The 23,309-nt window shown below is 61.3% G+C and carries 25 protein-coding genes and 1 tRNA gene; 18 read left to right on the top strand and 8 right to left on the bottom strand.

The window, feature by feature from the left end; all coding sequences use genetic code 11:
* Positions 1-28 precede the first annotated feature (28 nt).
* The 3 genes from K3759_RS08350 to K3759_RS08360 are packed head-to-tail and all read left to right on the top strand — an operon-like array spanning position 29 to position 2,825.
* The gene (locus tag K3759_RS08350) at positions 29-970 is read left to right on the top strand and encodes a nucleoside hydrolase (RefSeq protein ID WP_259980995.1); all 942 of its coding nucleotides are present in this window, start codon (positions 29-31) and stop codon (positions 968-970) included.
* The gene (locus K3759_RS08355; protein ID WP_259980997.1) at positions 967-1,416 is read left to right on the top strand and encodes an N-acetyltransferase; all 450 of its coding nucleotides are present in this window, start codon (positions 967-969) and stop codon (positions 1,414-1,416) included. Before K3759_RS08350 ends, K3759_RS08355 begins: the two co-directional genes overlap by 4 nt.
* Positions 1,416-2,825 (top strand): YdiU family protein, encoded by a 1,410-nt coding sequence (locus K3759_RS08360; RefSeq protein ID WP_259980999.1) that lies wholly within the window; start codon positions 1,416-1,418, stop codon positions 2,823-2,825. Before K3759_RS08355 ends, K3759_RS08360 begins: the two co-directional genes overlap by 1 nt.
* 3 nt (positions 2,826-2,828) lie before the next feature.
* Here the strand turns inward: K3759_RS08360 and K3759_RS08365 are convergent, their stop codons facing one another.
* Positions 2,829-3,716 (bottom strand): DMT family transporter, encoded by an 888-nt coding sequence (locus K3759_RS08365; protein ID WP_259981001.1) that lies wholly within the window; start codon positions 3,714-3,716, stop codon positions 2,829-2,831.
* 92 nt (positions 3,717-3,808) lie between these two features.
* A complete protein-coding gene (locus tag K3759_RS08370; RefSeq protein ID WP_259981003.1) occupies positions 3,809-5,116 on the bottom strand; it encodes a DEAD/DEAH box helicase in 1,308 nt (435 codons plus the stop codon).
* Between the two features lie 347 nt (positions 5,117-5,463).
* Between K3759_RS08370 and K3759_RS08375 the strand changes: the two genes are divergently transcribed.
* Together K3759_RS08375 and K3759_RS08380 are read left to right on the top strand one after the other, a co-directional pair.
* Positions 5,464-5,883 carry a Fur family transcriptional regulator gene (locus K3759_RS08375; protein WP_259981005.1) on the top strand — a complete coding sequence of 140 codons (420 nt, stop codon included), beginning with the start codon at positions 5,464-5,466 and terminating at the stop codon, positions 5,881-5,883.
* A complete protein-coding gene (locus K3759_RS08380) occupies positions 5,880-6,578 on the top strand; it encodes an NYN domain-containing protein (protein ID WP_259981007.1) in 699 nt (232 codons plus the stop codon). The genes K3759_RS08375 and K3759_RS08380 overlap by 4 nt, the downstream gene beginning before the upstream one ends.
* A gap of 10 nt (positions 6,579-6,588) precedes the next feature.
* On the opposite strand, the gene K3759_RS08385 is transcribed toward K3759_RS08380, so the two are convergent.
* A complete protein-coding gene (locus K3759_RS08385) occupies positions 6,589-7,650 on the bottom strand; it encodes an AbrB family transcriptional regulator (protein ID WP_259981009.1) in 1,062 nt (353 codons plus the stop codon).
* A 129-nt stretch (positions 7,651-7,779) separates the two neighbouring features.
* On the opposite strand from K3759_RS08385, the gene K3759_RS08390 reads away from it, so the two are divergent.
* Genes K3759_RS08390 through K3759_RS08400 form a run of 3 tightly spaced genes read left to right on the top strand, consistent with a single transcriptional unit; the run spans position 7,780 to position 10,529 of the window.
* Positions 7,780-8,682 (top strand): DMT family transporter, encoded by a 903-nt coding sequence (locus tag K3759_RS08390; RefSeq protein WP_259981010.1) that lies wholly within the window; start codon positions 7,780-7,782, stop codon positions 8,680-8,682.
* 33 nt (positions 8,683-8,715) lie between these two features.
* Positions 8,716-9,993 carry a phosphopyruvate hydratase gene (gene eno / locus K3759_RS08395; RefSeq protein ID WP_259981011.1) on the top strand — a complete coding sequence of 426 codons (1,278 nt, stop codon included), beginning with the start codon at positions 8,716-8,718 and terminating at the stop codon, positions 9,991-9,993.
* On the top strand, positions 9,993-10,529 hold the full coding sequence (locus tag K3759_RS08400) for a GNAT family N-acetyltransferase (protein ID WP_259981012.1): 537 nt from the start codon (positions 9,993-9,995) through the stop codon (positions 10,527-10,529). Before eno ends, K3759_RS08400 begins: the two co-directional genes overlap by 1 nt.
* Before the next feature lie 55 nt (positions 10,530-10,584).
* Here K3759_RS08400 and K3759_RS20235 read toward each other — a convergent pair whose 3' ends face one another.
* Complete coding sequence (locus K3759_RS20235; protein ID WP_311199004.1) at positions 10,585-11,271, bottom strand: hypothetical protein; 687 nt, start codon at positions 11,269-11,271, stop codon at positions 10,585-10,587.
* A gap of 248 nt (positions 11,272-11,519) precedes the next feature.
* Positions 11,520-12,647: an anhydro-N-acetylmuramic acid kinase gene (locus K3759_RS08410; RefSeq protein WP_259981013.1), complete on the bottom strand. Its 1,128-nt coding sequence runs from the start codon at positions 12,645-12,647 to the stop codon at positions 11,520-11,522.
* 66 nt (positions 12,648-12,713) lie between these two features.
* Here K3759_RS08410 and tyrS point away from each other — a divergent pair, with 66 nt between their 5' ends.
* From tyrS to K3759_RS08425, 3 genes are all read left to right on the top strand, one after another.
* A complete protein-coding gene (tyrS, locus tag K3759_RS08415; protein ID WP_259981015.1) occupies positions 12,714-13,964 on the top strand; it encodes a tyrosine--tRNA ligase in 1,251 nt (416 codons plus the stop codon).
* Positions 13,965-14,097: 133 nt separating this feature from the next.
* Positions 14,098-14,853 (top strand): 3-hydroxyacyl-CoA dehydrogenase, encoded by a 756-nt coding sequence (locus K3759_RS08420; protein ID WP_259981016.1) that lies wholly within the window; start codon positions 14,098-14,100, stop codon positions 14,851-14,853.
* On the top strand, positions 14,853-15,464 hold the full coding sequence (locus K3759_RS08425) for a hypothetical protein (RefSeq protein WP_259981017.1): 612 nt from the start codon (positions 14,853-14,855) through the stop codon (positions 15,462-15,464). Before K3759_RS08420 ends, K3759_RS08425 begins: the two co-directional genes overlap by 1 nt.
* Here the strand turns inward: K3759_RS08425 and K3759_RS08430 are convergent.
* From K3759_RS08430 to K3759_RS08440, 3 genes are all read right to left on the bottom strand, one after another.
* Complete coding sequence (locus tag K3759_RS08430; RefSeq protein ID WP_259981019.1) at positions 15,461-17,272, bottom strand: ABC-F family ATP-binding cassette domain-containing protein; 1,812 nt, start codon at positions 17,270-17,272, stop codon at positions 15,461-15,463. The two genes, K3759_RS08425 and K3759_RS08430, sit on opposite strands and share 4 nt — an antisense overlap.
* A 71-nt stretch (positions 17,273-17,343) precedes the next feature.
* On the bottom strand, positions 17,344-18,066 hold the full coding sequence (locus K3759_RS08435) for a GNAT family N-acetyltransferase (RefSeq protein ID WP_259981022.1): 723 nt from the start codon (positions 18,064-18,066) through the stop codon (positions 17,344-17,346).
* Between the two features lie 70 nt (positions 18,067-18,136).
* Positions 18,137-18,601 carry an outer membrane protein assembly factor BamE gene (locus K3759_RS08440; protein WP_259981025.1) on the bottom strand — a complete coding sequence of 155 codons (465 nt, stop codon included), beginning with the start codon at positions 18,599-18,601 and terminating at the stop codon, positions 18,137-18,139.
* A 90-nt stretch (positions 18,602-18,691) separates the two neighbouring features.
* Here K3759_RS08440 and K3759_RS08445 point away from each other — a divergent pair, with 90 nt between their 5' ends.
* The 7 genes from K3759_RS08445 to K3759_RS08475 all read left to right on the top strand — a co-directional run bounded on the left by K3759_RS08445 (position 18,692) and on the right by K3759_RS08475 (position 23,286).
* On the top strand, positions 18,692-19,243 hold the full coding sequence (locus K3759_RS08445; RefSeq protein WP_259985603.1) for a DUF177 domain-containing protein: 552 nt from the start codon (positions 18,692-18,694) through the stop codon (positions 19,241-19,243).
* A 201-nt stretch (positions 19,244-19,444) separates the two neighbouring features.
* Positions 19,445-19,651 (top strand): 50S ribosomal protein L32, encoded by a 207-nt coding sequence (rpmF, locus tag K3759_RS08450; protein WP_093741388.1) that lies wholly within the window; start codon positions 19,445-19,447, stop codon positions 19,649-19,651.
* Between the two features lie 50 nt (positions 19,652-19,701).
* Positions 19,702-20,778 (top strand): phosphate acyltransferase PlsX, encoded by a 1,077-nt coding sequence (gene plsX / locus K3759_RS08455; protein WP_259981032.1) that lies wholly within the window; start codon positions 19,702-19,704, stop codon positions 20,776-20,778.
* The gene (locus K3759_RS08460) at positions 20,775-21,746 is read left to right on the top strand and encodes a beta-ketoacyl-ACP synthase III (protein WP_259981035.1); all 972 of its coding nucleotides are present in this window, start codon (positions 20,775-20,777) and stop codon (positions 21,744-21,746) included. The genes plsX and K3759_RS08460 overlap by 4 nt, the downstream gene beginning before the upstream one ends.
* A gap of 109 nt (positions 21,747-21,855) precedes the next feature.
* On the top strand, positions 21,856-22,158 hold the full coding sequence (gene ihfA / locus K3759_RS08465; RefSeq protein ID WP_040701172.1) for an integration host factor subunit alpha: 303 nt from the start codon (positions 21,856-21,858) through the stop codon (positions 22,156-22,158).
* 3 nt (positions 22,159-22,161) lie between these two features.
* The gene (locus K3759_RS08470; protein ID WP_259981039.1) at positions 22,162-23,142 is read left to right on the top strand and encodes a MerR family transcriptional regulator; all 981 of its coding nucleotides are present in this window, start codon (positions 22,162-22,164) and stop codon (positions 23,140-23,142) included.
* Between the two features lie 67 nt (positions 23,143-23,209).
* Positions 23,210-23,286 (top strand) — tRNA-Pro (locus K3759_RS08475).
* Positions 23,287-23,309: the final 23 nt, after the last annotated feature.

Here is a 23,309-nt window from a genome sequence, read left to right on the forward strand (position 1 = left end):
CCCCAAGCAATTTGACGAAAGTAAGCCCATGACCCCGCGCAAAATCATTATCGACACCGACCCCGGACAGGACGACGCCGTCGCGATCCTCCTCGCGCTGGCCAGCCCCGAAGAGATCGACGTGCTGGGCATCACCTGTGTCGCGGGCAACGTGCCGCTGGAGCTGACCTCGAAAAACGCCCGCATCGTTTGCGAGTTGGCGGGGCACCGGGATATAAAGGTCTTTGCCGGTTGCGACCGCCCGCTGGGCCGTGACTTGGTGACGGCAGAACATGTGCACGGCAAGACCGGCCTTGATGGCCCCGACCTGCCCGACCCCACCATGCCGCTGGCCGAGGGGCATGGCGTCGATTTTATCATCGAGCAGGTTCGCGCCCATCCCGCAGGCAGCGTGACCCTCTGCCCCTTGGGCCCGCTCACCAATATCGCGACGGCGCTGCAAAAGGCGCCCGATATCGCCGAGAAGGTGCAAGAGATCGTGCTGATGGGCGGCGGCTATTTCGAGGGGGGCAACATCACCCCCACGGCGGAGTTCAACATTTATGTCGACCCGCATGCCGCTGATATCGTTTTTAAATCCGGCATCCCCATCGTTGTGATGCCGCTCGATGTGACGCACAAGGCGCTGGTCACCAAACCGCGCAATGACGCCTTCCGCGCGCTTGGCACGCCGGTAGGCGTCGCCGTGGCCGAGATGACCGATTTCTTCGAGCGGTTCGACAAAGAGAAATACGGCTCCGAAGGCGCGCCGCTACATGACCCTTGCGTCACCGCCTATCTGATAAATCCAGACCTGTTCAAAGGTCGCCACATCAACGTCGAGATCGAAACCCAGTCAGAACTGACCATGGGCATGACCGTGGCCGACTGGTGGGGGGTAACCGACCGCGCGCCCAACGCAGTTTTCGTAGGCGACCTTGACGCCGATGGGTTCTTTGCCTTGCTCACCGAAAGGCTGGCCCGCCTATGAGCGCACATCTCACCCTCGGCGCGCCTGAACACCTCGACAAACTGGTCGGGCTGGTCACGGCCTTTCACGCCGAAGCGGGCATTGAGATGACTGATGAGCAGCGCCGCAACGGGCTTGCGCCGCTGCTGGAGGGGATCCCCCATGGCGCCGCCTATCTGATCGGCCCGCCCCGTGCGCCGATTGGCTATGTGGTGATTTGTTTCGGCTGGTCTGTTGAATTCGGCGGGCTGGACGCCATCATTGATGAAATCTACGTCCGTCCCGGCGTGCGGGGACGCGGGATCGCTTCAGAGACGCTGATCGCTCTGCCGCGCGCGCTGGCTGCGGGCGGGTTGAAGGCCATACATCTCGAAGTTGACCGCACCAATAGGGCGGCGCTCAAAGTCTACACCCGTGCGGGCTTCCGCCCCCGCGAGGATTACATGCTTATGTCTCGGAAACTGTGATGCGTATTCCCTTTGATAACAGCTATGCCGCCTTGCCTGAGGGGTTCTTTACCCGGCTGGACCCCACGCCGGTGAAAGAACCCAAGCTCTTGGCATGGAACGCTGATCTGGCGGCATTGCTGGGGATCGAAGGGGGCGACGCTGAGACCCGCGCGCAGGTTTTCGGCGGCAATGCGGTGCCCGAAGGGGCAGCACCCTTGGCGCAACTCTATGCCGGACATCAGTTCGGTAATTTCAATCCGCAGCTTGGCGACGGCCGTGCGATCCTGCTGGGTGAGGTCATCGACAGCGATGGCAAGCGCCGGGATATCCAACTTAAAGGTTCCGGCCCCACGCCCTATTCACGTATGGGAGATGGCCGCGCATGGGTCGGGCCGGTACTGCGTGAATATCTAATTAGCGAAGCGATGCATGCACTTGGCGTGCCGACCACCCGCGCCTTGGCTGCTGTCGCCACGGGCGAGCCGATTCTGCGCGAAACCGGCGCCCTGCCCGGCGCTATCATCACCCGCGTCGCGGCCAGCCATCTACGCGTCGGTACCTTTCAGGTCTTTGCACATCGCGGTGAGACGGAGGCGCTCAAAACACTCACCGACTATGCCATCGCGCGGCATTACCCCGACGCGGATGGCCCACTTGGCCTCTTGCGCGCGGTCTGTGCTGCGCAGGCGGAACTGGTGGCGCAGTGGATGTCCTTCGGCTTTATTCACGGGGTGATGAACACCGACAATTGCAGCATTTCGGGCGAGACGATCGACTATGGCCCATGCGCCTTTATGGATGCGTTTCATCAGGGCCGTGTGTTCAGTTCTATCGACCGGCAGGGCCGCTATGCCTACGGCAATCAGCCGCAGATCGTTGTGTGGAACATGGCGCAACTGGCGACCTCGCTTTTGCAGCAGATGGACGACAAAGAGACCGCCGTCGAAGAGGCCACCGAGATTGTGCACACCATGCCCGAGTTGATCGAAGCCGCATGGCTGCGCCGTTTCGCGGCCAAGGTTGGAATTTCCACCCCCCGCCCCGAAGATGTTGATCTGATCAATGAACTGCTGAGCCTGATGCAAACGGACGGCGCGGATTTCACCAACACGTTCCGCGCCCTTGGGACCGAGCAAGCGCGTGATCAGTTCACCAACCGTGACGCCCTTGATACATGGGCGGAAAGCTGGCGCGCCCGGATTGAGGATGAGCCAGACCCGCAGGTGGTCATGCAATCGGCAAACCCTGCCGTGATCCCGCGAAACCACCGGATTGAGCAGATGATCGAAGCCGCCGTCGCAGGCGACATGGCCCCGTTTGAGCGGTTAATGAAGGCGCTATCTTCGCCCTTTGAAGAGACCAACCCAGAGTTGCAGCGCCCGCCGACCGAAGATGAGATTGTGCCGGCGACCTTTTGCGGTACCTGACCCCTAGCGCGCTCGGGGTTTGCGGTTGATCAGGTAAATCCCTGCCGCGACCAGCAGCAGTGCGAGCCAAACGGTAAGCCCGATCTCCTCCGACAGGATCAGCCAACCCAAGAGCACCGCAAAGACGGGCGAGAGGAAGCTGAAGGACGCCACCGAGGCTGCAGGATAGACGGTTAGCAGCCAAAACCACGCCAGAAACCCAAAGCTCGCCACCGCGATGATCTGATAGGCGAGACCTGCCAGATGCACCGGCTCGACCTCGCGCAGCAAGGGGCCAAAGAGCGGCGCAAGCAGCAAAAGCACCGGGGCCGAGATGATCAGTTGCATCATCAACTGCTGCGCGGGCGGTACTTTTGACAGCGGTGTGATCCGAACGCAAAGCGCAATGCCAGCCCAGCAAAGCGCCGCAAGCAGGGCCAGTAGATCGCCAAGCCAGCTCGCCCCCTCGGCCCCGCCATCGCTCAGCGCTAGTGCCACGCCGCCCATGGCCAGCCCCATGCCCAACAGGCGCGCCCCGCTCAGGCGCTCGCCGGGCAGCCACAGATGGGCCGCTATCCCAAGCCAGACAGGCATGGAATAGAGCAAGATCGACGCACGGCTGACCGTGGTCAGATCGAGCGCAAGGAAGAGGCAGACAAACTCAAGCGTGAAGAAAGCCCCAGCTGCCAGCCCGCCCATCAGCGCAGAGCGCGGAAGCGATAGGCTCACGTCCCGAAGCCGCATCCAGATCAGCAGTAAAAACACAGCACCGAGAGACCGCAATCCGGCCAGAAAGACAGGATTGAACCCACCGGTGCTTACTTTGATTACAACTTGGTTAAAGCCCAAATTTAGCGCAAAGAGCACCAAGGCCACAGCGCCAAAACCATCGATGTGCAATTTGCGTTCCATTCCGCCAGAAGCGCCATCCGGCCCGGATAAGTCAATGGCGCGCCGTGGTTTTCACGGCGCGCCATTGGATCGTTCAACTTCTAAGCGTCGGCTTAGGCTGCCTGTTGGCCGCCCGGCTTCCCGCCGCCACCACCGCGCCGACGACGACGGCCACCGCTTGGTTTGCCAGCAGCTTCACCGCCACCACCACCGGGACGACCACCGCCGCCACCGGGACGGCCACCGCGCCCACGGCCACGGCCTTTGGGTTTGGACGGCTCCTCAATCACTTCCCAAGGACGGCCCGAGGCCACAGGGATCGAAATGCCCATGGTCTTTTGGATCGCCTTCAATTCGCCCATCTCGTCCGGTGCGCAAAAGGCCACGGCGGCGCCGTCCTTGCCCGCCCGCGCGGTCCGACCAATGCGGTGCACATAGTTGTCCGGCACATTCGGGAGGTCGAAGTTGTAGACGTGTTTAACGTCCGGGATATCAAGGCCACGGGCCGCTACATCGGTGGCCACTAGCACAGTGATCTCGCCACCTTTGAAGCCCGCGATGGCCCGGTCACGCTGGCCTTGGCTTTTGTTGCCATGGATCGAAGCTGCGTCAAACCCGGCTTTCACAAGCGTCTTCATCAGCTTTTCCGAGCCATGTTTGGTGCGGCCAAAGACCAACGCCCGCTCGCCCTTGTGCTTGGCCAGCAGTTCCTTCAGCAACTCAGTCTTCTCGGCCTTGGCGATGAAGTGTACCTCTTGGGTCACCTTGTCCGCCGCCTTGCCCGGAGGCGAGACTTCGATGCGGATCGGGCTGTTGAGATAGCTGTTGGCGATCTCGTTCATCAGCTTGGGCATGGTCGCCGAGAACAGCATCGTCTGACGCTCTTTCGGGATCAGGTTTGAGATTTTGCGCAGGTCATGGATGAAGCCCATGTCGAGCATCTGGTCGGCCTCATCCAGCACAAGGAAGGTCGTCGTGTCGAGCTTGACCGCGCGGCGGTCGAGCAGGTCCAGCAGACGGCCCGGCGTGGCGATCAACAGATCGACACCACGTTCCAGACGCTTGATCTGCGTGTTGATCGACTGGCCGCCAACCACCATCGCCACTTTGATCGGCGTGCCTTCGGCATAGCCGCGCAGGTTCACGGCGATCTGCTGCGCCAACTCACGGGTCGGGGCAAGCACCAGACCGCGCACGGAGCGCGGCGCGGGGCGGCCTTCCAGCTCCATCATCTGCGCGATAAGCGGCACACCAAAGGCCGCCGTCTTGCCGGTGCCGGTCTGGGCAAGGCCCATCACGTCACGGCCATTCATGGCTTGGGGGATTGCTTGGCGTTGGATCGGGGTTGGATCTTTCAGACCCATTTCATTCAACCGGGCTACCAGTTTCTTTGGCAGGCCCATCATGTCAAAATCGCTCATTCGTTCACTTTCCGGCACGCAGAAGCGCGCGCCATCCTTAGTCGCCGCGCCCATTTCAGGCGCCACGGGGTCGCGCAAGCCAGATCGCGGGCGCAGGCCACATGCCTCACACCCGTCTGTCGCGCTTGGCCCCACGCGTGATTTTGGGAACATCGGCGGGCCTTGTCGTCAGCATCCAGTGGCCCCTCATGGGACTTGGCGCTGATACTGCTCACGCGGCAGAAGGCTTCGCTTAACCCCCACATGGGCGGTGCGCGGGCAAAAGTCAACCGGCAGGGTTCAATTGCGGTGGCGTCTGGCCGCGCTAGAATGCTAGGAACGTGGTCCGACGGACGAAGGGCGAAACGATGCGCAACCCGATCATCAAACGGTGCGAGGCCATGGGCCTGCGCATGACAGGTCAACGCCGGATCATCGCGCAGGTGATTCACGACAGTGACGACCACCCCGATGCCGAGGAATTGCTGGCCCGCGCCACTAAGATCGACAGCGGCATCTCTATTGCCACGGTCTACCGCACGGTGAAACTGTTTGAAGAGGCAGGCATCCTCGACAAGTTAGAGTTCGGCGATGGACGTGCGCGCTATGAGGATGCGCAGCGAGAACATCACGACCACCTGATTGACGTGAGTTCCGGCGAGGTGATCGAATTCGTCGACGCGGAAATCGAAGAGCTTCAGGAACGGATCGCGCGCAAGCTGGGTTACAGATTGCAGGGGCATCGGATGGAACTCTACGGTGTGCCGATCAAAAAGGATGATTCATGACCGAACGTGACCGCCCCCTGCTGGCCGTGTTGATTGATGCCGACAATGTCCCGGCCAAACACGCCGCAGCCATCATGCGGGAGGTCACGACGATTGGCGAGCCTGCCCTGCGCCGGGTCTATGGCGATTGGTCGAATGACCACCTCAAGGGTTGGAAAGCCCCGATCCGGGAACTGGGTCTGGTTGCCCATCAGGAGACCGCGAACACCAAGGGCAAGAACGCCAGCGACATCGGGCTGGTCATTCAGGCGATGGACATCCTGCACAGCCGCCGGTTCGATATCATCGTGATCGTCTCGTCCGACAGTGACTTTACCGCGCTGGTGAACCGTCTGCGCGAAGATGGGGTGACGGTTATCGGCATCGGCGAAAAGAAGACCCACGATTCGCTGCGCAACGTCTACAACCGTTTCATCCTGATCGAAAACCTTGATGGAGCCGAGCCGGACACAACGTCACGCTCCAGCGCCAAGGTGGCCGACGCCCTGCCCCTGTTCAAAGCGGCGATGGACAAGATCGACACCGAAGACGATTGGTACAACCTCGGCCAGATCGGCCAGACCATTCAGGCGGCGCATCCGGATTTCGACAGCCGGACATACGGCCATGGCAAGCTGAGCGCCTTGGCGGCGGACCTGAAAGCGTTGGAGACGCGCAAGACCGGCAACCGGTTAATGGTGCGGCTGAAACCCTGAAGCCTGCGTATCACTCGGCGGGGCGCTTCTCACGTCGGGACACGCGGGCGAGCATGGCGGGCAATAGAACGCTCAGCACGACCAGTCGCATGATATGGCAGGCGGCGACAAACCCTGGCACCACGGCCAGCACCGCGCCAAGCGCGATCATCGTCTCAAGCCCACCGGGCGCGAAGGCCACCAGCACATGCCCCAGCGGCATGCCAAGCGCCCAAGCCACCGGCACCGCGCCCAACCCCGCCAGCCCGACGGCCACGCCGGTAATCGCCAGCCCCGCACCAAGGCCGCTGACAAACCGCGCGGGCGTGATCCCAGAGAACCGCGTGCCGATCAGGCAGCCCAGCACCAGATAGGCGATAAGGGTCAGCCACCCCGGCAGTACCCCTGTCTCCAACTTGGTCAGATGCGCGATGGCAGAGACCACCATCGCCCCCATCAAAAGCGGTGCGGGCACCGAAAGTCGGGCAAAGATCAGCCCCACGACCACTGACGCACAGATCATCACGAAGATCGAGAGTACCCCCATGCCTTCGCCTACCGGGGCGATATTGCCAGTCATATCGACACCCATGAGCAGGGCCGCAAAAGGCACGACGATGGTCAACGCCAAGAGCCGCACCGACTGGGTGATCGAAATCCGCGGCACGTCAGAGCCGCTGTCGCTGGCAATCGCCATCACAAAACTAAGATGCCCCGGTGCCGAAGCCAAAAGCGCTGAACGCGCGTCAAACCCGAAATATCGCGCCAGCATCCAGCGGCAGACGGCCATGATGCCCCAGATCACCAGGGTCATAAAGACAAAGGCCAGCGGCCAGCGCACCATGGCGTTGACCGCATCTTGGTTAAAACCTGCCCCCACGGCGATTCCCAAAACTACAAAACAGGCATCCCGCAGCCGTGGATCAACCGCTGTGCGCACACCGGCCAGCCCAAGACCACTCACCGCGATCACCGGGCCGAGCAGCATATAGACCGGCGCATTGAGCCACCAAAACAGCAGCGCGCCGAACGTGCCAGCCCCGAGGGTCAGCACGGTATCACGCGGGGCAAGGGAAAGGGTGGGCCATCTCATGCAACAGGGCTAGCACCCTGCTACAACGGGCGCCAGAGCTACACGCATAACGCGTATTACGCGCCCTTGCCCTTTCTTCGCAAAAGGTTCATGCGCGACTGGCAAGACCACGGGTGAAAGGACACGAACATGGACAATCTGCGCGGCGCGATGCTGATGGTGCTGGCAATGGCCGGTTTCGCCATTGAAGACATGTTTATCAAACTGACGAGCGATGCTCTCCCCGTGGGCCAGATCATTGCGCTTTTGGGCGCAGGTGGCGGGGCGATCTTTGCCGTGATCCTGCGCATTCAGGGGCGGCGGTTGTTCTCTGCAGATATGCTGACCGGGCCGATCCTGCTGCGCGCTGTGGGTGAGGTGCTGGGCACCTTGTGTTTCGTGACTGCCATTGTGTTGACGCCGCTCTCCTCGGCCTCTGCCATCCTTCAGGCCACGCCGCTCGCCGTGACCCTTGGGGCCGCACTGTTTCTGGGTGAACCCGTCGGCTGGCGCCGGTGGAGCGCGATTGTCGTGGGTTTTCTTGGCGTGCTGCTGATCGTCCGCCCAGGGTTGGAAGGGTTCAACGCGCTGTCGCTCTTTGCCGTGGCAGGTGTCATCGGCCTTGCCCTGCGCGATCTGGCGACGCGCAAGGTTCCCAAAAGCATCAGTTCCATGCAGCTTAGCTTTCTCGCCTTTATCGTGCTAGTCCCGGCGGGGTTGATCCTGATGGCCGCCGCCGGCACCCCCGCCGTGATGCCGGGCGGAGACGAAGTGATTTATCTTACCGCGGCGATGGTGATCGGTGTGATGGCCTATTACGCCATCGTGGCCGCCATGCGCGTGGGCGAAGTGAGCTTTGTCACGCCATTTCGCTACATGCGGATGCTCTTTGCGCTGGTTGCAGGGATCTTGGTCTTTAAGGAAACTCCCGACACGCTGACGCTGGTTGGGGCCGCGATCATCATCGCGTCGGGGGTCTATACCCTCCTGCGGGAACGCAAAATCACCCCCCGGCCCCGCCGCGGTCTTTCCAAGCCGGGTCTGCCGGGGTAAACCGCCCCAAACCCGAACATGAGGACAAAGCCCATGAGCACGATCATCGACATCCACGCCCGCGAAATCCTCGACAGCCGGGGCAACCCGACCGTCGAAGTCGACGTTATCCTCGAAGACGGCACAATGGGCCGTGCGGCGGTTCCTTCCGGTGCCTCCACTGGCGCCTATGAGGCGAATGAGCGCCGCGATGGCGACAAGTCTCGCTACATGGGCAAAGGTGTGTTGGAAGCCTGTGCCGCCGTGAATGGCGAGATCGCGGAAGCGCTGGTGGGCATTGATGCGACCGAGCAGGTCGAAATCGACGAAATCATGATCGAACTCGACGGCACCGAGAACAAATCTCGCTTGGGCGCGAACGCCATTCTGGGTGTGTCGATGGCCGCTGCCAAAGCCGCTGCGGATTACTGCACACAGCCGCTTTACCGCTATATCGGCGGCACCACCGCCCGCGTTCTGCCCGTACCCATGATGAACATCATCAACGGCGGCGAACATGCCGACAACCCGATCGACATACAGGAATTCATGATCATGCCGGTCGCCGCGGAAAACATCCGCGAAGCCGTGCGCATGGGGGCCGAGGTGTTCCACACGCTCAAGAAAGAGCTTTCCGCCGCGGGCCTGTCGACCGGGATCGGCGACGAAGGTGGCTTTGCCCCCAACATCAGCTCGTCGCGCGACGCGCTTGATTTCATTCTGAAGTCGATCGAAAAAGCGGGCTACAAGCCCGGCGAAGACATGTACCTCGCCCTCGATTGCGCGGCGACGGAATATTACAAAGACGGCAAATATGTCCTCTCCGGTGAGGGCAAGACCCTGTCGAGCGAAGAGAATGCCGACTATCTGGCTGCCCTCGTGAACGACTACCCCATCATCTCCATCGAAGACGGCATGGCCGAGGATGACTGGGGCGGCTGGAAAGCCCTGACCGAAGTGTTGGGCAATAAGGTGCAACTGGTTGGTGACGATCTTTTCGTAACCAATCCCGCGCGTCTGTCCGACGGCATCAAGCGCGGCTGCGCCAACTCCATGCTCGTGAAGGTCAACCAGATCGGCACCCTGACCGAGACGCTCAAGGCTGTCGATATCGCGCATCGCGCGGGGTACACCAACGTCATGTCGCACCGCTCGGGCGAGACCGAGGATGCCACCATCGCAGACCTCGCCGTGGCGACAAACTGCGGTCAGATCAAGACCGGCTCGCTCGCACGTTCTGACAGACTGGCGAAGTACAACCAGTTGATCCGTATCGAGGAAATGCTGGGTGAGACTGCCCAATACGCGGGCCGCTCGATCCTGCGCGGCTGATGTATAAAGTTGATATTCGTCCTGTCACCACCGCTGCGGATCTCGCGGCGGTGGTTGAACTTTGCTGGGCCTACCGCGACTTTCTGTACAACTTCGCCCCGACCGAGCGGCGGATTGTTGAGACATTCTACCCCCACGACAAATACAGCGCCCTGATGGACCGTCTGGCCGAAGAACACGCCCGCCCGCGTGGAATCATCCTGCTGGCCGAGCGTAACGGCATCCCCCTTGGCTGCGGCATGTCCCATGCGCTCAGCGATCGGGAGAGCGAGATTAAGCGCGTCTTCGTCACGGACGCGGCGCGCGGCACCGGTGCAGGCCGTGCGATTTGCCAAAGGTTGATTGATCAGGCGCGCGCGGATGGGTTTGAGAAGGTCTATCTTGACACCTCCATCGCCTTTGCACCTGCCCGCGCGCTCTATGCTTCACTTGGGTTTGCCGAGCGTGGCCCCTACCAGCCGATGCCCGATTTCGCACGTGAGGCGATCTGCTTTTATGAGCTGCCGTTGACCGACACTGCCGCCCAGTCCCGGTAATGCGTGAAAAAGGGGCGGATGGTTCCCCGCCCCTTGCCTCTCACTTTACTGCCGATCAGCCTGCGAAAAGCTGCAGGAACTTCTGTTTCGAATAGCCCAAAAGCAGCGCTCCCCGGTCAGACAGACGCGGCGCGACCCGCATGCGAATAATGTCTTTGTCGCTTTTCAGGGCTGCGTTAAGGCGCAGAATAGCGTCGACCTTACCGTTGGGTCCGGGTTTGACTTCCTCGATCATCCCCACCAAGACGCGGTCTTTGCTCCAAACAGGCGCGCCGATAAGCGTCGCGATGTTGATCGGTTTTGCCGAGGTCGCACTGCTGTCGGCCACGCCCGTTGCCCGGCCTGCAGCTGTACCGGGGACAGCGCCCTGACCGCCCGTAGCGATATTGCCGCTGCCAGAGCCACCGACCGAGACACCCGCCCCAGCCCCGGCACCGTGACTGCCGCCGCCAATAGATGCGCCGGCGCCTGCGTTCACGCCATCACCGCCGCCGATTGACGCGCCGACGCCTGCGTTCACGCCATCACCGCCGCCGATTGATGCGCCGGCCCCGGCTCCGATGCCGTCACTTCCGCCGACCGAGGCACCCACACCAACGTCCGCGCCACCGTGGCTCCCATGACCGCCGACGCTGACGCCCACCCCCAGACCGATTTCCGCATGGGTAGCAGGCGCAAGCAAAATCGCCGTTGCTGTGATTGCCATGGCGTTTGTAAAGGTTCTGTTTTGAAAGATAGTCATTTCGAATCTCCTTCTTTTGATCGGTAGCGCTAGGACCCAGCTCATCTGCCAGCCCTTGGCTCCCATGCTATAATCACGCATCAGAATGAGGTTTTGTTTCAAATAATTGCGCAAATGGCATCTTTCTTGAAACTTTGTTAAAAATATGCCGGGATTGGCAGCTTGGCAGCGCAAAAGCTGCACCCTGTCGCCCTATTAGGCGCCAGTTGGCAAATTCCCGTCAGAATTGAAATGCCAGCGCCCGTGTTTCAGTTGCGATTGACGGTGCCGCCACCCACAGCGGCCCGCACGCCAGTTGTGCCGGGACATGAGGTCGGCAAGCCCCGTGCCACCCGCACAGCGAGATATGCGAAAGCCTGTGCCTCTAGCATATCGCCGTCCAGCCCGATGTCCTCCACCGGAGCGACAGGGCAATCAAGGCTGACGTCCAGCATCCGCATCAGCACCGGGTTATGTCGCCCGCCCCCCGTGACATAGACCCGCTCAGGCGGGGCCGGGCAATGCTGCATTGCTTCGGCGACGCCAGCGGCGCACATGGCGGTCAGGGTGGCACAGGCGTCAGCGTCGGACAGTTCGCCCACCAGCGCCACCATTTCCGCGAAGTCATTCCGGTCGAGCGATTTGGGCGGCATGCGTGCGAAGTATGGCTCGGCGAGGAAGAGCTCCAGCGCACCATGCTCCACCCTGCCCCGCGCGGCCAGCTTGCCACCTTCGTCAAAGTCTTGGCCAAGGCGGGCTTGCATCAGATCGTTGATCGGCGCATTTGCCGGACCGGTATCGAAAGCCAGCAGCGCGCCTGCTTCCTCGGGCCGCGCAATACGCGGATCGACCCAGGTGAGGTTTCCCACACCCCCAAGGTTTAAAAAGGCCAACGGGCCCTCCCGACCGGCAAATCGCGCGCAGGCATGGTGAAAGAACGGGGCCAAAGGCGCGCCCTCTCCACCCAGTTCCACATCGGCGCTGCGGAAATCCCAGACCACGGGAAGATTGATCTGTCGCGCCAACAGGGCCCCGTCGCCCACTTGCAGCGTGCCTTGCATCCGCGGCGCATGGGCAAGGGTCTGGCCGTGGAAACCGACAAGCTCAACGGCAGGCTCATCTTTCAACAGATCATCCAACAGCGCCAGATGCGCGGTCTCGACCGCTTGGGCTGCCGCCTCAACCTCGGCCCCGTGCCATTTTCCGAATCCGGCGGCGATCACCCGACGCTCTTCGGCCGAATAGCTGCGATAGGCGCTGCGGCCAAAACTGGTGATGTCATAGCCGTCGGTGCGCAAAATCGCGGCGTCCACCCCGTCTAAAGAGGTGCCCGACATCATTCCCAATGCCGTCACCACACCGGTTCCGACATGTTGCCTGTGCATGGCCCTATTCATGGCCTTTTCCTTTGCCGCTCGTGCGCATATAGATTGCCCCGCAATACAGTTTTGAGGCAAGTCACCATGACATACCATCCCAAATCGGAGTTCATCCACACGATGATGCAGCGCGGCTTTCTGGCCGATTGCACCGATTATCAGGGATTGGACGACGCCCTGATGAAAGGTGCCGCTCCTGCTTATGTGGGCTATGACGCCACAGCCAAATCGCTGCACGTGGGGCATCTGGTCAATATCATGATGCTGCGGTGGTTGCAGAAGTGCGGCGGCAAGCCGATCACCCTGATGGGCGGCGGCACGACCAAGGTGGGCGATCCGTCGTTCCGCTCGGACGAACGCCCCCTGCTGACGCCCGAGGCGATTGACGACAATATCGAAGGTATCCGTCAGGTCTTTGCCCGCTACCTTGATTATGGGGATGGGCCGAGCGACGCGCTGATGCTTAACAACGCTGAATGGCTTGATGAGTTGAACTATCTCGATTTCCTGCGGGACATCGGGCGGCATTTCTCGATCAATCGGATGCTCAGCTTTGAAAGCGTGAAATCACGGTTGGACCGCGAGCAATCACTGTCATTCCTCGAATTCAACTACATGATCTTGCAAGCCTATGACTTCATGGAGTTGCACCGCCGTTATGGGTGTATCCTGCAGATGGGCGGCTCGGATCAATGGGGCAATATCGTCAACGGGATCGACCTGACGCGCCGCGTGATCGACGGCGAAGTCTACGGCCTGACCTCACCGCTACTGACCACCAGCGACGGCAAGAAGATGGGCAAATCGGCAGGGGGCGCGGTCTGGCTGAACGGCGACATGCTTTCGCCTTACGAGTTCTGGCAGTTCTGGCGCAATTGCACCGATGCCGACGTGGGCCGGTTCCTCAAGCTCTATACCGAGCTGCCGGTCGACGAATGCGACCGTCTGGGCGGGCTTGCCGGGTCTGAGATCAATGAGGCGAAGGTGCGACTGGCCAATGAGGTCACCGGCCTGCTGCACGGCGAAGAAGCGGCGCGGAACGCCGAAGCCACGGCGCGCGAGGTCTTTGAAAAAGGCGGCGTGGGCGACGATCTGCCTACATTGACTCTTACGGCGGCGGATGTGGGCGATGGGGTCTCGATCGTTCAACTGCTGGTGAAATCCGGCCTTGCGGGCTCCGGTAAAGAGGCCAAGCGCCTGATTGCCGAGAATGGTGCGCGGATTGATGATCAGCCGCTGACAGATGCGGGCTTGATGCTCGATGCGGGCGCGCTCTCGTCTCCTATCAAGCTGAGCGCAGGTAAGAAACGCCACGCGCTGGTGCAGATCGGCTAAAGTCTTAACTTAACGGGGGCTGCCTTACGGCCCCCAGTCTCCTCCTGCTCATCACCTGTTCCAGCAAGCATGGCTTGCATGGGGCCAAACTTCGTGTTGAACTGAACAAGCGTTCATATCGGGGGGAGCCATCATGAAACTAGACAGCACAGCCGCCATCATCACCGGGGGTGCCTCGGGGCTTGGCGAAGCCACGGCGCGCTATTTCGCTTCGCAAGGTGCGCAGGTCACCCTGCTGGATCGTGACGCCGACCGGGGCGAATCCGTCGCGAAAGAGATCGGCGGCCATTTCGTCATGACGGACGTGACGGATGAGACATCCGTGCAAGAGGCGGTGGACTATGCCCAAGACAAGATGGGCTGGATCACAGCAGCGGTGAACTGCGCCGGGATCGCTCTTGGCATCAAGACCACAGGCCGCGATGGCCCGCACCCATTGGACGCCTTCCAGCGCACGGTCGACATTAACCTTGTCGGCAGCTTCAACGTGGCGCGGCTCGCGGCGGTGGCTATGGCCAAGAACAGCCCCGAAGACGACGGCGCGCGCGGGGTGATCATCAACACTGCCTCCATCGCCGCTTTCGATGGGCAAAAGGGCCAAGCCGCCTATGCCGCGTCCAAAGGCGGGATCGTTGGCATGACCCTGCCCATGGCGCGGGATTTGGCCAAAGACGGTATCCGCGTCATGACCATCGCGCCGGGCATTTTCAAAACGCCGATGCTGGCCGGTCTGCCGGAAGAGGTTCAGGCTGAATTGGCTAAGGATGTGCCCAACCCTGCCCGCCTCGGCGATCCGTCGGAATACGGGCGACTGGCTGGGTTCATCGTTGAGATGGGATATCTCAACGGCGAAGTGATCCGCCTCGACGGGGCGCTCAGGATGCGGTGATGCCGCTGCAGAACCGCGTTCAGCCGGATGGAGAGATCATCGCCCACCCCGCGCGAGGTGGCTTCATGGGCAACCGCGGTATCCTGCACGATGAAGGCGGCCTGCACCCGACACGCCGATGGGCGCATCAGAACTGGGTGTGTTGTGTGCTGAGCTTCAAGGGGCGTCAGCGTCGCCTCATGGCCCCACGCCACTATACCGAGCTTTTCTTTTTCGATGAGGCCGTGGCCTTTGCCGCCGGGCACCGACCCTGCGCCGAATGCCGGGGCACAGACTATAGGCGGTTTCGGGCCTGCTGCGATGTGCCGGGGCCTGCTGCCGCCCTAGACCGTCAGCTGCACGCCGAACGCGCCGTACCGCGCGTGTTTCAGCAGCGCCGCCATCCAGAGGTGGAGGCGCGTGACCTGCCGACAGGGAGCTTCATCTTAGATCATGAGGGGCGCTGCGGGGTGCTTTTTGGTGACGCCTTTTACCCCTATGCCCCTTCAGGCTACGGTTCGCCAAAATCGCGCCCTTGGGGACATGTCACCTTGCTTACCCCGCCCAGTAGCGTTGCGGCTTTTCGCGCCGGATACCGGCCGCAGATCGCCCTGAAGGACTCAGCCGATTAACCCTGCGCCTTCTCTTCAAGCGCCATCCACTCTTCTTCAGCGTTCTGGAGCTTTTCGTGCCTCTGAACCAGCGCATCGGTGGCTTTTTGGAACTTCACCGGCTCGCGGGTGAACAATTCCGCGTCGCTGAGCAGTTCTTCGAGCTTGCCGATTTCCGCCTCAAGGCGCTCGATCTCACCCGGCAGCGCTTCGAGCCGGTGCTTTTCGGTAAAGCTCAGACCCGAGGCGGCCGGCTTTTTCTCAGCCTTCGGCTCGGCCTTGCCGGGTTTGGACTTTACCACGCTGTCCGAAAAATCGTCCTGCCCGCGCTGCGCCAGATAGTCGGTCCAACCGCCCGCATAGACCGTGGCACGCCCGTCGCCCTCCATGGCGATGGTGGTGGCGGCCACCCGGTCGAGGAAGTCGCGGTCGTGGCTGACCAGCAGCACGGTGCCGTCATAGGTGCTGAGAAGCTCCTGCATGAGGTCGAGGGTTTCGACATCCAGATCGTTGGTCGGCTCGTCGAGCACCAAAAGGTTCGAGGATCGCGCCATAATCTTGGCCAGCAACAGCCGGGCCTTTTCCCCGCCCGAGAGCGAGCGGACCGGCGCGCGGGCCTGTGCTTCGTCAAAGAGAAACTCTTTCAGGTAGCCCACCACATGTTTCGGCTGTCCGCGCACCAGCACCTGATCGGCCTTGCCCGAGACGCGCATGTCAGGATCGCCGGTCAGGCTTTCCCAAAGCGTCATATTGCCATCAAGCTGCGCACGTGCCTGATCGAAAAGCGCGAGTTCCAGATTGGTGCCGAGCTTGATCTCGCCGGTGTCGGGCTGCTCTTTCCCGATCATCATGTTAAGCAGCGTGGTCTTGCCCACCCCATTCGGTCCCACCAGCGCAATGCGGTCGCCGCGTTGCACAGTGATCGAAAAGTCGCGCAGGATCTGTTTGTCGCCGAACTTCTTAGCCACGCCTGTCGCTTCGATCACTTTGCGCCCTGACTTTGGCCCGGCTTCCAGCGCCATCGCGGCGGTCCCTTGACGGGTGATCTGGGCTGAGCGTTCGGCCCTCAGGTCTTGCAAGGCGCGCACGCGGCCTTGGTTGCGCTTGCGCCGGGCCGAGATGCCCTCAACCGCCCAACGCGCTTCGGCCTTGATCTTGCGGTTGAGCTTGTGGCGCTGCATGTCCTCTTCTTCCCAGATCTGATCGCGCCATGCTTCAAACCCCTCAAAACCGATCTCTTGACGGCGCACGGCGCCGCGGTCGATCCAGAGGGTGGCGCGGGTCAGATTGCGCAGGAAGGCGCGGTCGTGGCTGATGATGACAAAGGCGGTCCGGGTGCTTTTGAGTTCAGCTTCAAGCCAAGCGATGGCTTCGATATCAAGGTGGTTGGTCGGCTCATCCAGCAGCATCAGCTCGGGCTCTTCGGCCATCAGCCGCGCCAGTGCCGCGCGGCGGCGTTCACCGCCCGAAGCGGTGGCGACGGGGCGTGCGGGATCGAACTTTAGCCCCTCGCCCGCGCGCTCGACTTTGTACATCTCGCCCGGGTCAAGGCCATGCGCCGCGAAATCGCCCAGCGTCTCGAAACCCGACAGATCCGGCTCCTGTTCCATATAGCCGACCGACACGCCGGGCCCGGCAATGACCGCCCCGCTGTCCGGCTCAACAAGCCCGGCCATCACCTTCATTAGCGTGGATTTGCCCGAGCCATTGCGACCAACCAAAGCCAGCCGGTCGCCGGTCTGAACCACTAGTGAAAGGTCTTCGAAAACAGGATCGCCGCCAAAGGTCAGCGAAATGTCGGTGAGTTGTAAAAGGGGTGCGCGTGCCATGCCCGCCAGCTATCTCTCGGCGCGGCCAAGGTCAATGTCCCTTGAGGTTGGGCGCTGTGCTTTCGCGCGCTTTAGGCCAAGGCGCGCAGGAGCCGCGCGCGGTTCGGCGGGATCGCCGCGATCTCGAGCCCGGTAAAGACATGTAACGTGTCCATCTGCCGGTCGATCACCGCGTGATCGCTGACCCAGCCGCCCATGGCAAGGTAGCTGCGCAGCAGCGGCGGGGTCTGTTGGCGCGCGCGGCGGAGGTCAGCGGTATGCGTTTCGCGGGCGTAGGCGAAGGTCCAGTCGGCTTTCATGGCGGGCCGCCATTGCGTAGGGGCAAGGTGCTTTTGCTTCAATTGGGCAAAGGCATCGCGATAGGCGGTCGGGTCTGTGCCTGTGAAGGATGAGCAGCCGAACAGCAATGCAGCGCCGTTGCGGTCCACCTCCCGCGCCAACTGCCCCCAGGCGAGACGTTGAATATCGGGGTCTTGCCAGTCTGGATCGACGCAGAAACGCCCCAACTCCAGCAGAGCGCCATTGATCCGGGTGAGATTATTGAGGTCATAGAATTGCGCGGCATAGCTCTGCGCGAGGGTCGCGGCGCGAAACAGCGTGAGGCGAAAGCAACAGACCAGCGCGCCGCTGGCACGGTCCTCAACCAGAAAATGCCGGGCCTTTGCGTCAAAAGCATCAGTGTCACGCGTTGCACCGGTCTGAAAACACCGTGCCCGCAGCATTTGCGCACGGGTTATATCAGCGGGCGTTGTGGCTTCGCGCGTCAGATATCGGCCCGGGGGCGCTTGGGTCATCTGCGAGATCGCCTTCGGTTGTCCGCAGCCCTGCCCCGCCGATCACGCGCCGGGACCTGCTGGAGGTAACTTAGCTGCCGAATGCCGAGGGGCTAAAGCGGCCGAGGTTGCCCAGAATCTGACGCAGGAAGGTGTTGTCGGCCACTGGTGATGTTGTCACACGGCGCGACAGCGGCACCACCTGCCCACGCTCAAGACCGAAGCGTTCGACGTTTTCTACCACGCCCGCTTGGTTAAAGCTGACGGTGACCACCTCGCGCTCGATCTCTTTCGGGGCCATGAACCCCAAGGCGCGTTGGCGCATCTTAACGTAATAGTAACTATCATCGCTCAAAACACCCGAAGCGGTGGGCACACCGATCTTTTGGGCGACGCTTTCCTTGGTATCGCTGCCAACCACGATCTGCTCTAGCTGATCTTCTGGCGGCACATAACCGTGGTTTTGATACTGCGGGCTGCAGGCCATCAGAAGCAGTGCAAGGCCCATACCTGCGAGCCGAAGGCTTGTCTTGCCGATCTGTTTCGTGTTGCGCATTTGGTCTGCCCTCTTGCCCTGACGGATTATGGCTTTTATTTCGCATACACCAAGGCACCCCAAGTGTACAAGAAACGAAAGTCGGATCTCATGTCGCGCAAATCACCTACGCCAACCGCTCTACGGGTCGCTGACCTGTCTCAGACGGAGCCAAACGGCTTTGCGCTGCGCCCCGATGCGGAGGCTTTATCGCAAATCGCTGAGGAGTTGGAGCTGTCCGCCCTGCGCAAACTCAGCTTCTCGGGCAGCATCAAACCTCTGGGCAAGCAAGATTGGCAACTCAAGGGCACCTTGGGCGCCACGGTGGTTCAGCCCTGCGTTGTGACGCTGGAGCCGGTGACCACGCGTATCGACGTCAATATCACCCGCCGTTTTGTCCATGATTTCGAACTTCCCGATGAGGAAGAGGTCGAGATGCCCGAAGATGACACGACCGAACCTCTGGGCAAGTGGATCGACCCGGCTCAAGTGATGATCGAGGCGCTGGCGCTGGAAGTGCCGGAATATCCCCGCAAGGGCGATGTTGAGCTGGGTCAGATGGTCCATGCAGAACCGGGCCAGGAGCCAATGACCGACGAAGACGCCCGACCCTTTGCGGGGCTGGGTGCATTGCGCGATGCGCTAAAGAAAGACCAAACCTAAGAAAACGGGCGGAAAACCGCGGAAATACCGGGTTGCATCGCGCCGGTTTCGCGTTATTTTGCCGCCCTCACCCGAATTAAGGTTGGACATTGCGCGGCTGCGGCCCTAAAGCGTCGTCACGCCCGAAACGGGGTCCGAATTGAAACACGGTTGCGGCCTGCCCTATGCATGTCAGCAACCCCGAAGGCAAAGGCACCAGACATGGCTGTCCAACAGAATAAAGTATCCAAATCGCGCCGCAACAACCGTCGCGCCCACGATTCGCTCACAGCAGCGAACCCGAACGAATGTTCGAACTGTGGTGAGCTGAAGCGTCCGCACCACATCTGCGCCGCTTGCGGTCACTACGATGACACCGAAGTTGTCGCCCTGACCGAAGAAGTAGACCTGGAAGACGACGCAGCCTAAGCTGCCGCTGTTTCCAAGGTTTTCTCTAAGGCAGTGAGGCATTCGCACCGATGACGGCACAGCCCGATCACCCCAACGCGAAAGCCGGACACACCCTGATCTCGGTCGACGCGATGGGGGGTGACGAAGGCCCGGCAGCAGTTGTTGCCGGGTGTGCGCTTTCTGCGACAGCAAATCCCGACATCGGTTTTATCCTGCATGGTCCCCGCGATCAGCTGGAGCCTTTGGTCGCCAAACGTGGTGAGTTGTCGGGCCGCTGCGAGATACGTCACGCCACGGATGTCGTCACGATGGACGACAAGCCGAGTCAGGTCGTACGTACCGGCAAAGACAGCTCCATGTGGTCGGCTATCGAATCCGTGCGCAGCGGCGAGGCGGCTGTGGCTGTCTCATGCGGTAATACCGGCGCGCTGATGGCGATGTCGATGATACGGCTGCGTAAGCTGCCGGGCGTTAACCGCCCTGCGATTGCCGTGCTCTACCCTTCTTCCAATCCTCAGGGCTTTAACGTGATGCTTGACGTAGGCGCCGATGTACGTGCCGACGCCGATGATCTGTTGCGTTTTGCGCTAATGGGCACCTCCTATGCCCGCAACGGCATGGATCTGGACCGCCCCCGCGTCGGCCTGCTGAATGTCGGCACCGAAGAGCACAAGGGCCGTACGGAACTCAAAGAAGCCTACGATCTGATTCGCGCCCAAGGTGATGCCACGGGGTTTGAATTCGTGGGTTTCGTCGAAGGTGGCGATATCTCAGGCAACCGCGCCGATGTCATCGTTACCGATGGGTTCACCGGGAACGTGGCGATCAAGACCGGCGAGGGCACTGCCAACATGATCGGCAACCGCCTGCGCGAAGCTTTCAAATATTCGCCCCTGTCGCGTCTAGCCTCGCTGCTGGCCTATACCTCACTCCGCCGCCTCAGCAAAAAGATCGACCCACGCCGCGTGAACGGTGGCGTCTTTCTGGGTTTGAACGGGACGGTCGTAAAATCGCACGGCTCTGCCGATGCAACCGGCATCTCTGCGGCGATCAAGCTCGCCGCGCAGTTGTCGCAGAATAAATTCAATGACAAGTTGGCCGCTCGCGTCGCCGCGACGCTGCCATCTGAGGAGTCCGTCAAATGAGCCTGCGCGCCGTTGTCACTGGTTGTGGCCACTACCTGCCCGCCCGTGTCGTGGAAAATGCTGAATTTGAAGCGACCCTCGACACGAATGACGAATGGATTCGCTCGCGCTCTGGCATCGAACGCCGACATTTCGCTGCTGAAGGGGAGAATACCTCCTCTATGGCCAGCGCCGCGGCGCGTAAAGCGCTTGAGGCTGCGGGCCGCGAAGTCTCTGACGTCGACGCGATCATTGTGGCGACCTCCACCCCTGACCTCACCTTCCCCTCTGCTGCGACCATGGTGCAGGCTGAATTGGGCATGACCAGTGGTTTTGCCTTTGACGTGCAGGCGGTCTGCGCGGGCTTTGTCTATGCGCTGGCGAACGCCAATGCGTTGATCGTTTCGGGCCAAGCGCGCAACGTGCTGGTGATCGGGGCTGAGACCTTTAGCCGGATCATGGACTGGACCGACCGCTCGACCTGCGTGCTCTTTGGCGATGGCGCGGGGGCGCTGCTGCTCGAAGCGCAGGAAGGCAAAGGCAGCCCCGAAGATCGCGGCATCCTTGCGACTGACCTGAATTCCGATGGCCGCTACCGGGACTTGCTCTATGTCGATGGCGGTGTTTCCACTGGCACCACAGGCTATCTGCGGATGCAGGGCAACCAAGTTTTCCGTCACGCGGTGGAAAAGCTCGCCGCCACGGCAAATACCGCAATGGAACGTGCGGGCGTTAGTGCCGATGATGTCGATTGGATCGTACCGCATCAGGCCAACATCCGCATTATCCAAGGCACCGCAAAGAAATTGAACCTGCCGATGGAGCGCGTGGTTGTAACCGTACAGGACCACGGCAACACCTCTGCAGCCTCGATCCCGCTTGCCTTGTCTGTGGGCCGTGAGCGCGGCCAGATCAAAGAGGGTGATCTCATCGTTACCGAAGCCATTGGCGGTGGTTTGGCCTGGGGCTCTGTTGTCCTGCGCTGGTAAGTCCCTGAGCTAACGCAGAAAATTTCCGCCGAATCGCGCGCGATCCGGGCATTGATGTTGACTCTAAAATTCTGAGCAGCATATGCTGTTGCAAAGCATGGGGGATATAATGCCGAACAAGACATTGACGCGCATGGATTTAAGCGAAGCTGTATTTCGTGAAGTCGGTCTTTCACGCAATGAGAGCGCCCAATTGGTAGAAGCGGTGCTTGAACATATGTCCGACGCCTTGGTCGAGGGGGAGCAGGTTAAGATCTCTTCCTTCGGCACATTCTCGGTGCGCGACAAGACCGCGCGCGTGGGGCGCAATCCGAAGACTGGCGAAGAGGTTCCGATCAACCCGCGCCGCGTGCTGACCTTCCGCCCTTCGCATCTGATGAAAGACCGCGTTGCCGAAGGCAACAAGTCCTGACCCATGGTCAAATCGCCGGACGCTTTTCGCACCATCTCCGAAGTCGCTGACTGGCTCGGCATCCAGGCCCACGTTCTGCGGTTCTGGGAGAGCAAGTTCACGCAGGTAAAGCCCATCAAACGGGCTGGCGGACGGCGTTACTACCGTCCGGCGGATATGCTGCTGTTGGGGGGGATCAAAAAGCTTCTCCATGATGATGGGCTGACCATCAAAGGCGTCCAAAAGATCCTGCGCGAAGAAGGGATGACCCATGTGTCCTCCCTCTCCGCACCGCTGGATGAGTTGGACTTTGTGGAGCCTCGGTCCGCCCCCAAACCGGACATAGTCCGCCCGGAAACCGGTGTGGTTTTGAGCTTTGGCAGCACGAAGGCTGAAGCGCCGGACGCTGCTGGTTCGGATAAGCAAACTGCAGAAGCGAAATCGGCTGACAATACGCCCGCTGCTTCGCCCGTTCCCACACCACCAAGCGCGCCGCAGGTCACCCCCGCAGAGCCCACGCCCCCCGCTCCTGTGCCACCTGCCGACGATCACCCGCGCGCGACGCCTGATCCGTTGGCACCGTCGGACAGCACCACACCCGACGCGCCGCAGCTGGATCCAACCGTCGGCCCCGAAGTCGAAGAGACCCCAGCCGATCCCGAGACGCAGGCCGCGGCAAATGCCAGCCTGCCCGACTTCCTAAAACGCCCCCTCGCGTCTGAACCCGAAGCGCCGACCGATGTGGAACCTGTATCCCCTGCAGATGAAGCGCCCACTGAGCCGGGAATCGAAGAGTTTGACGATACGCCCAGACCCGCGATCATCGACCTGCCGGACTTCACCCCCGAGGCTGAATTCCCAGCCCGTCCGGGTCTGTTGAGTGCGGCGACCCGTGTGCATTACCTGCCCCGCGATGTGCAGCCGCTCGTGGCTGGTCTGCTGCTCGATTTGGCCGAGTTGCGGGCGCGGATGGCCGCTGAACCCGGCTTTGAAAGTAATTACTGATCGCAATGAAAAGATCGGCAATTCCCCCTTGCGCCCCCTGCGAGATCGGGTATGAAGCCCACGTAGTCGGGCTATGGCGCAGCCTGGTAGCGCGTCCGTCTGGGGGACGGAAGGTCGCAGGTTCGAGTCCTGCTAGCCCGACCAACCGACTACAACAAAACGCCCGC

It is taken from the genome of Sulfitobacter sp. W027 (assembly GCF_025143985.1).
Lineage (GTDB): Bacteria > Pseudomonadota > Alphaproteobacteria > Rhodobacterales > Rhodobacteraceae > Sulfitobacter.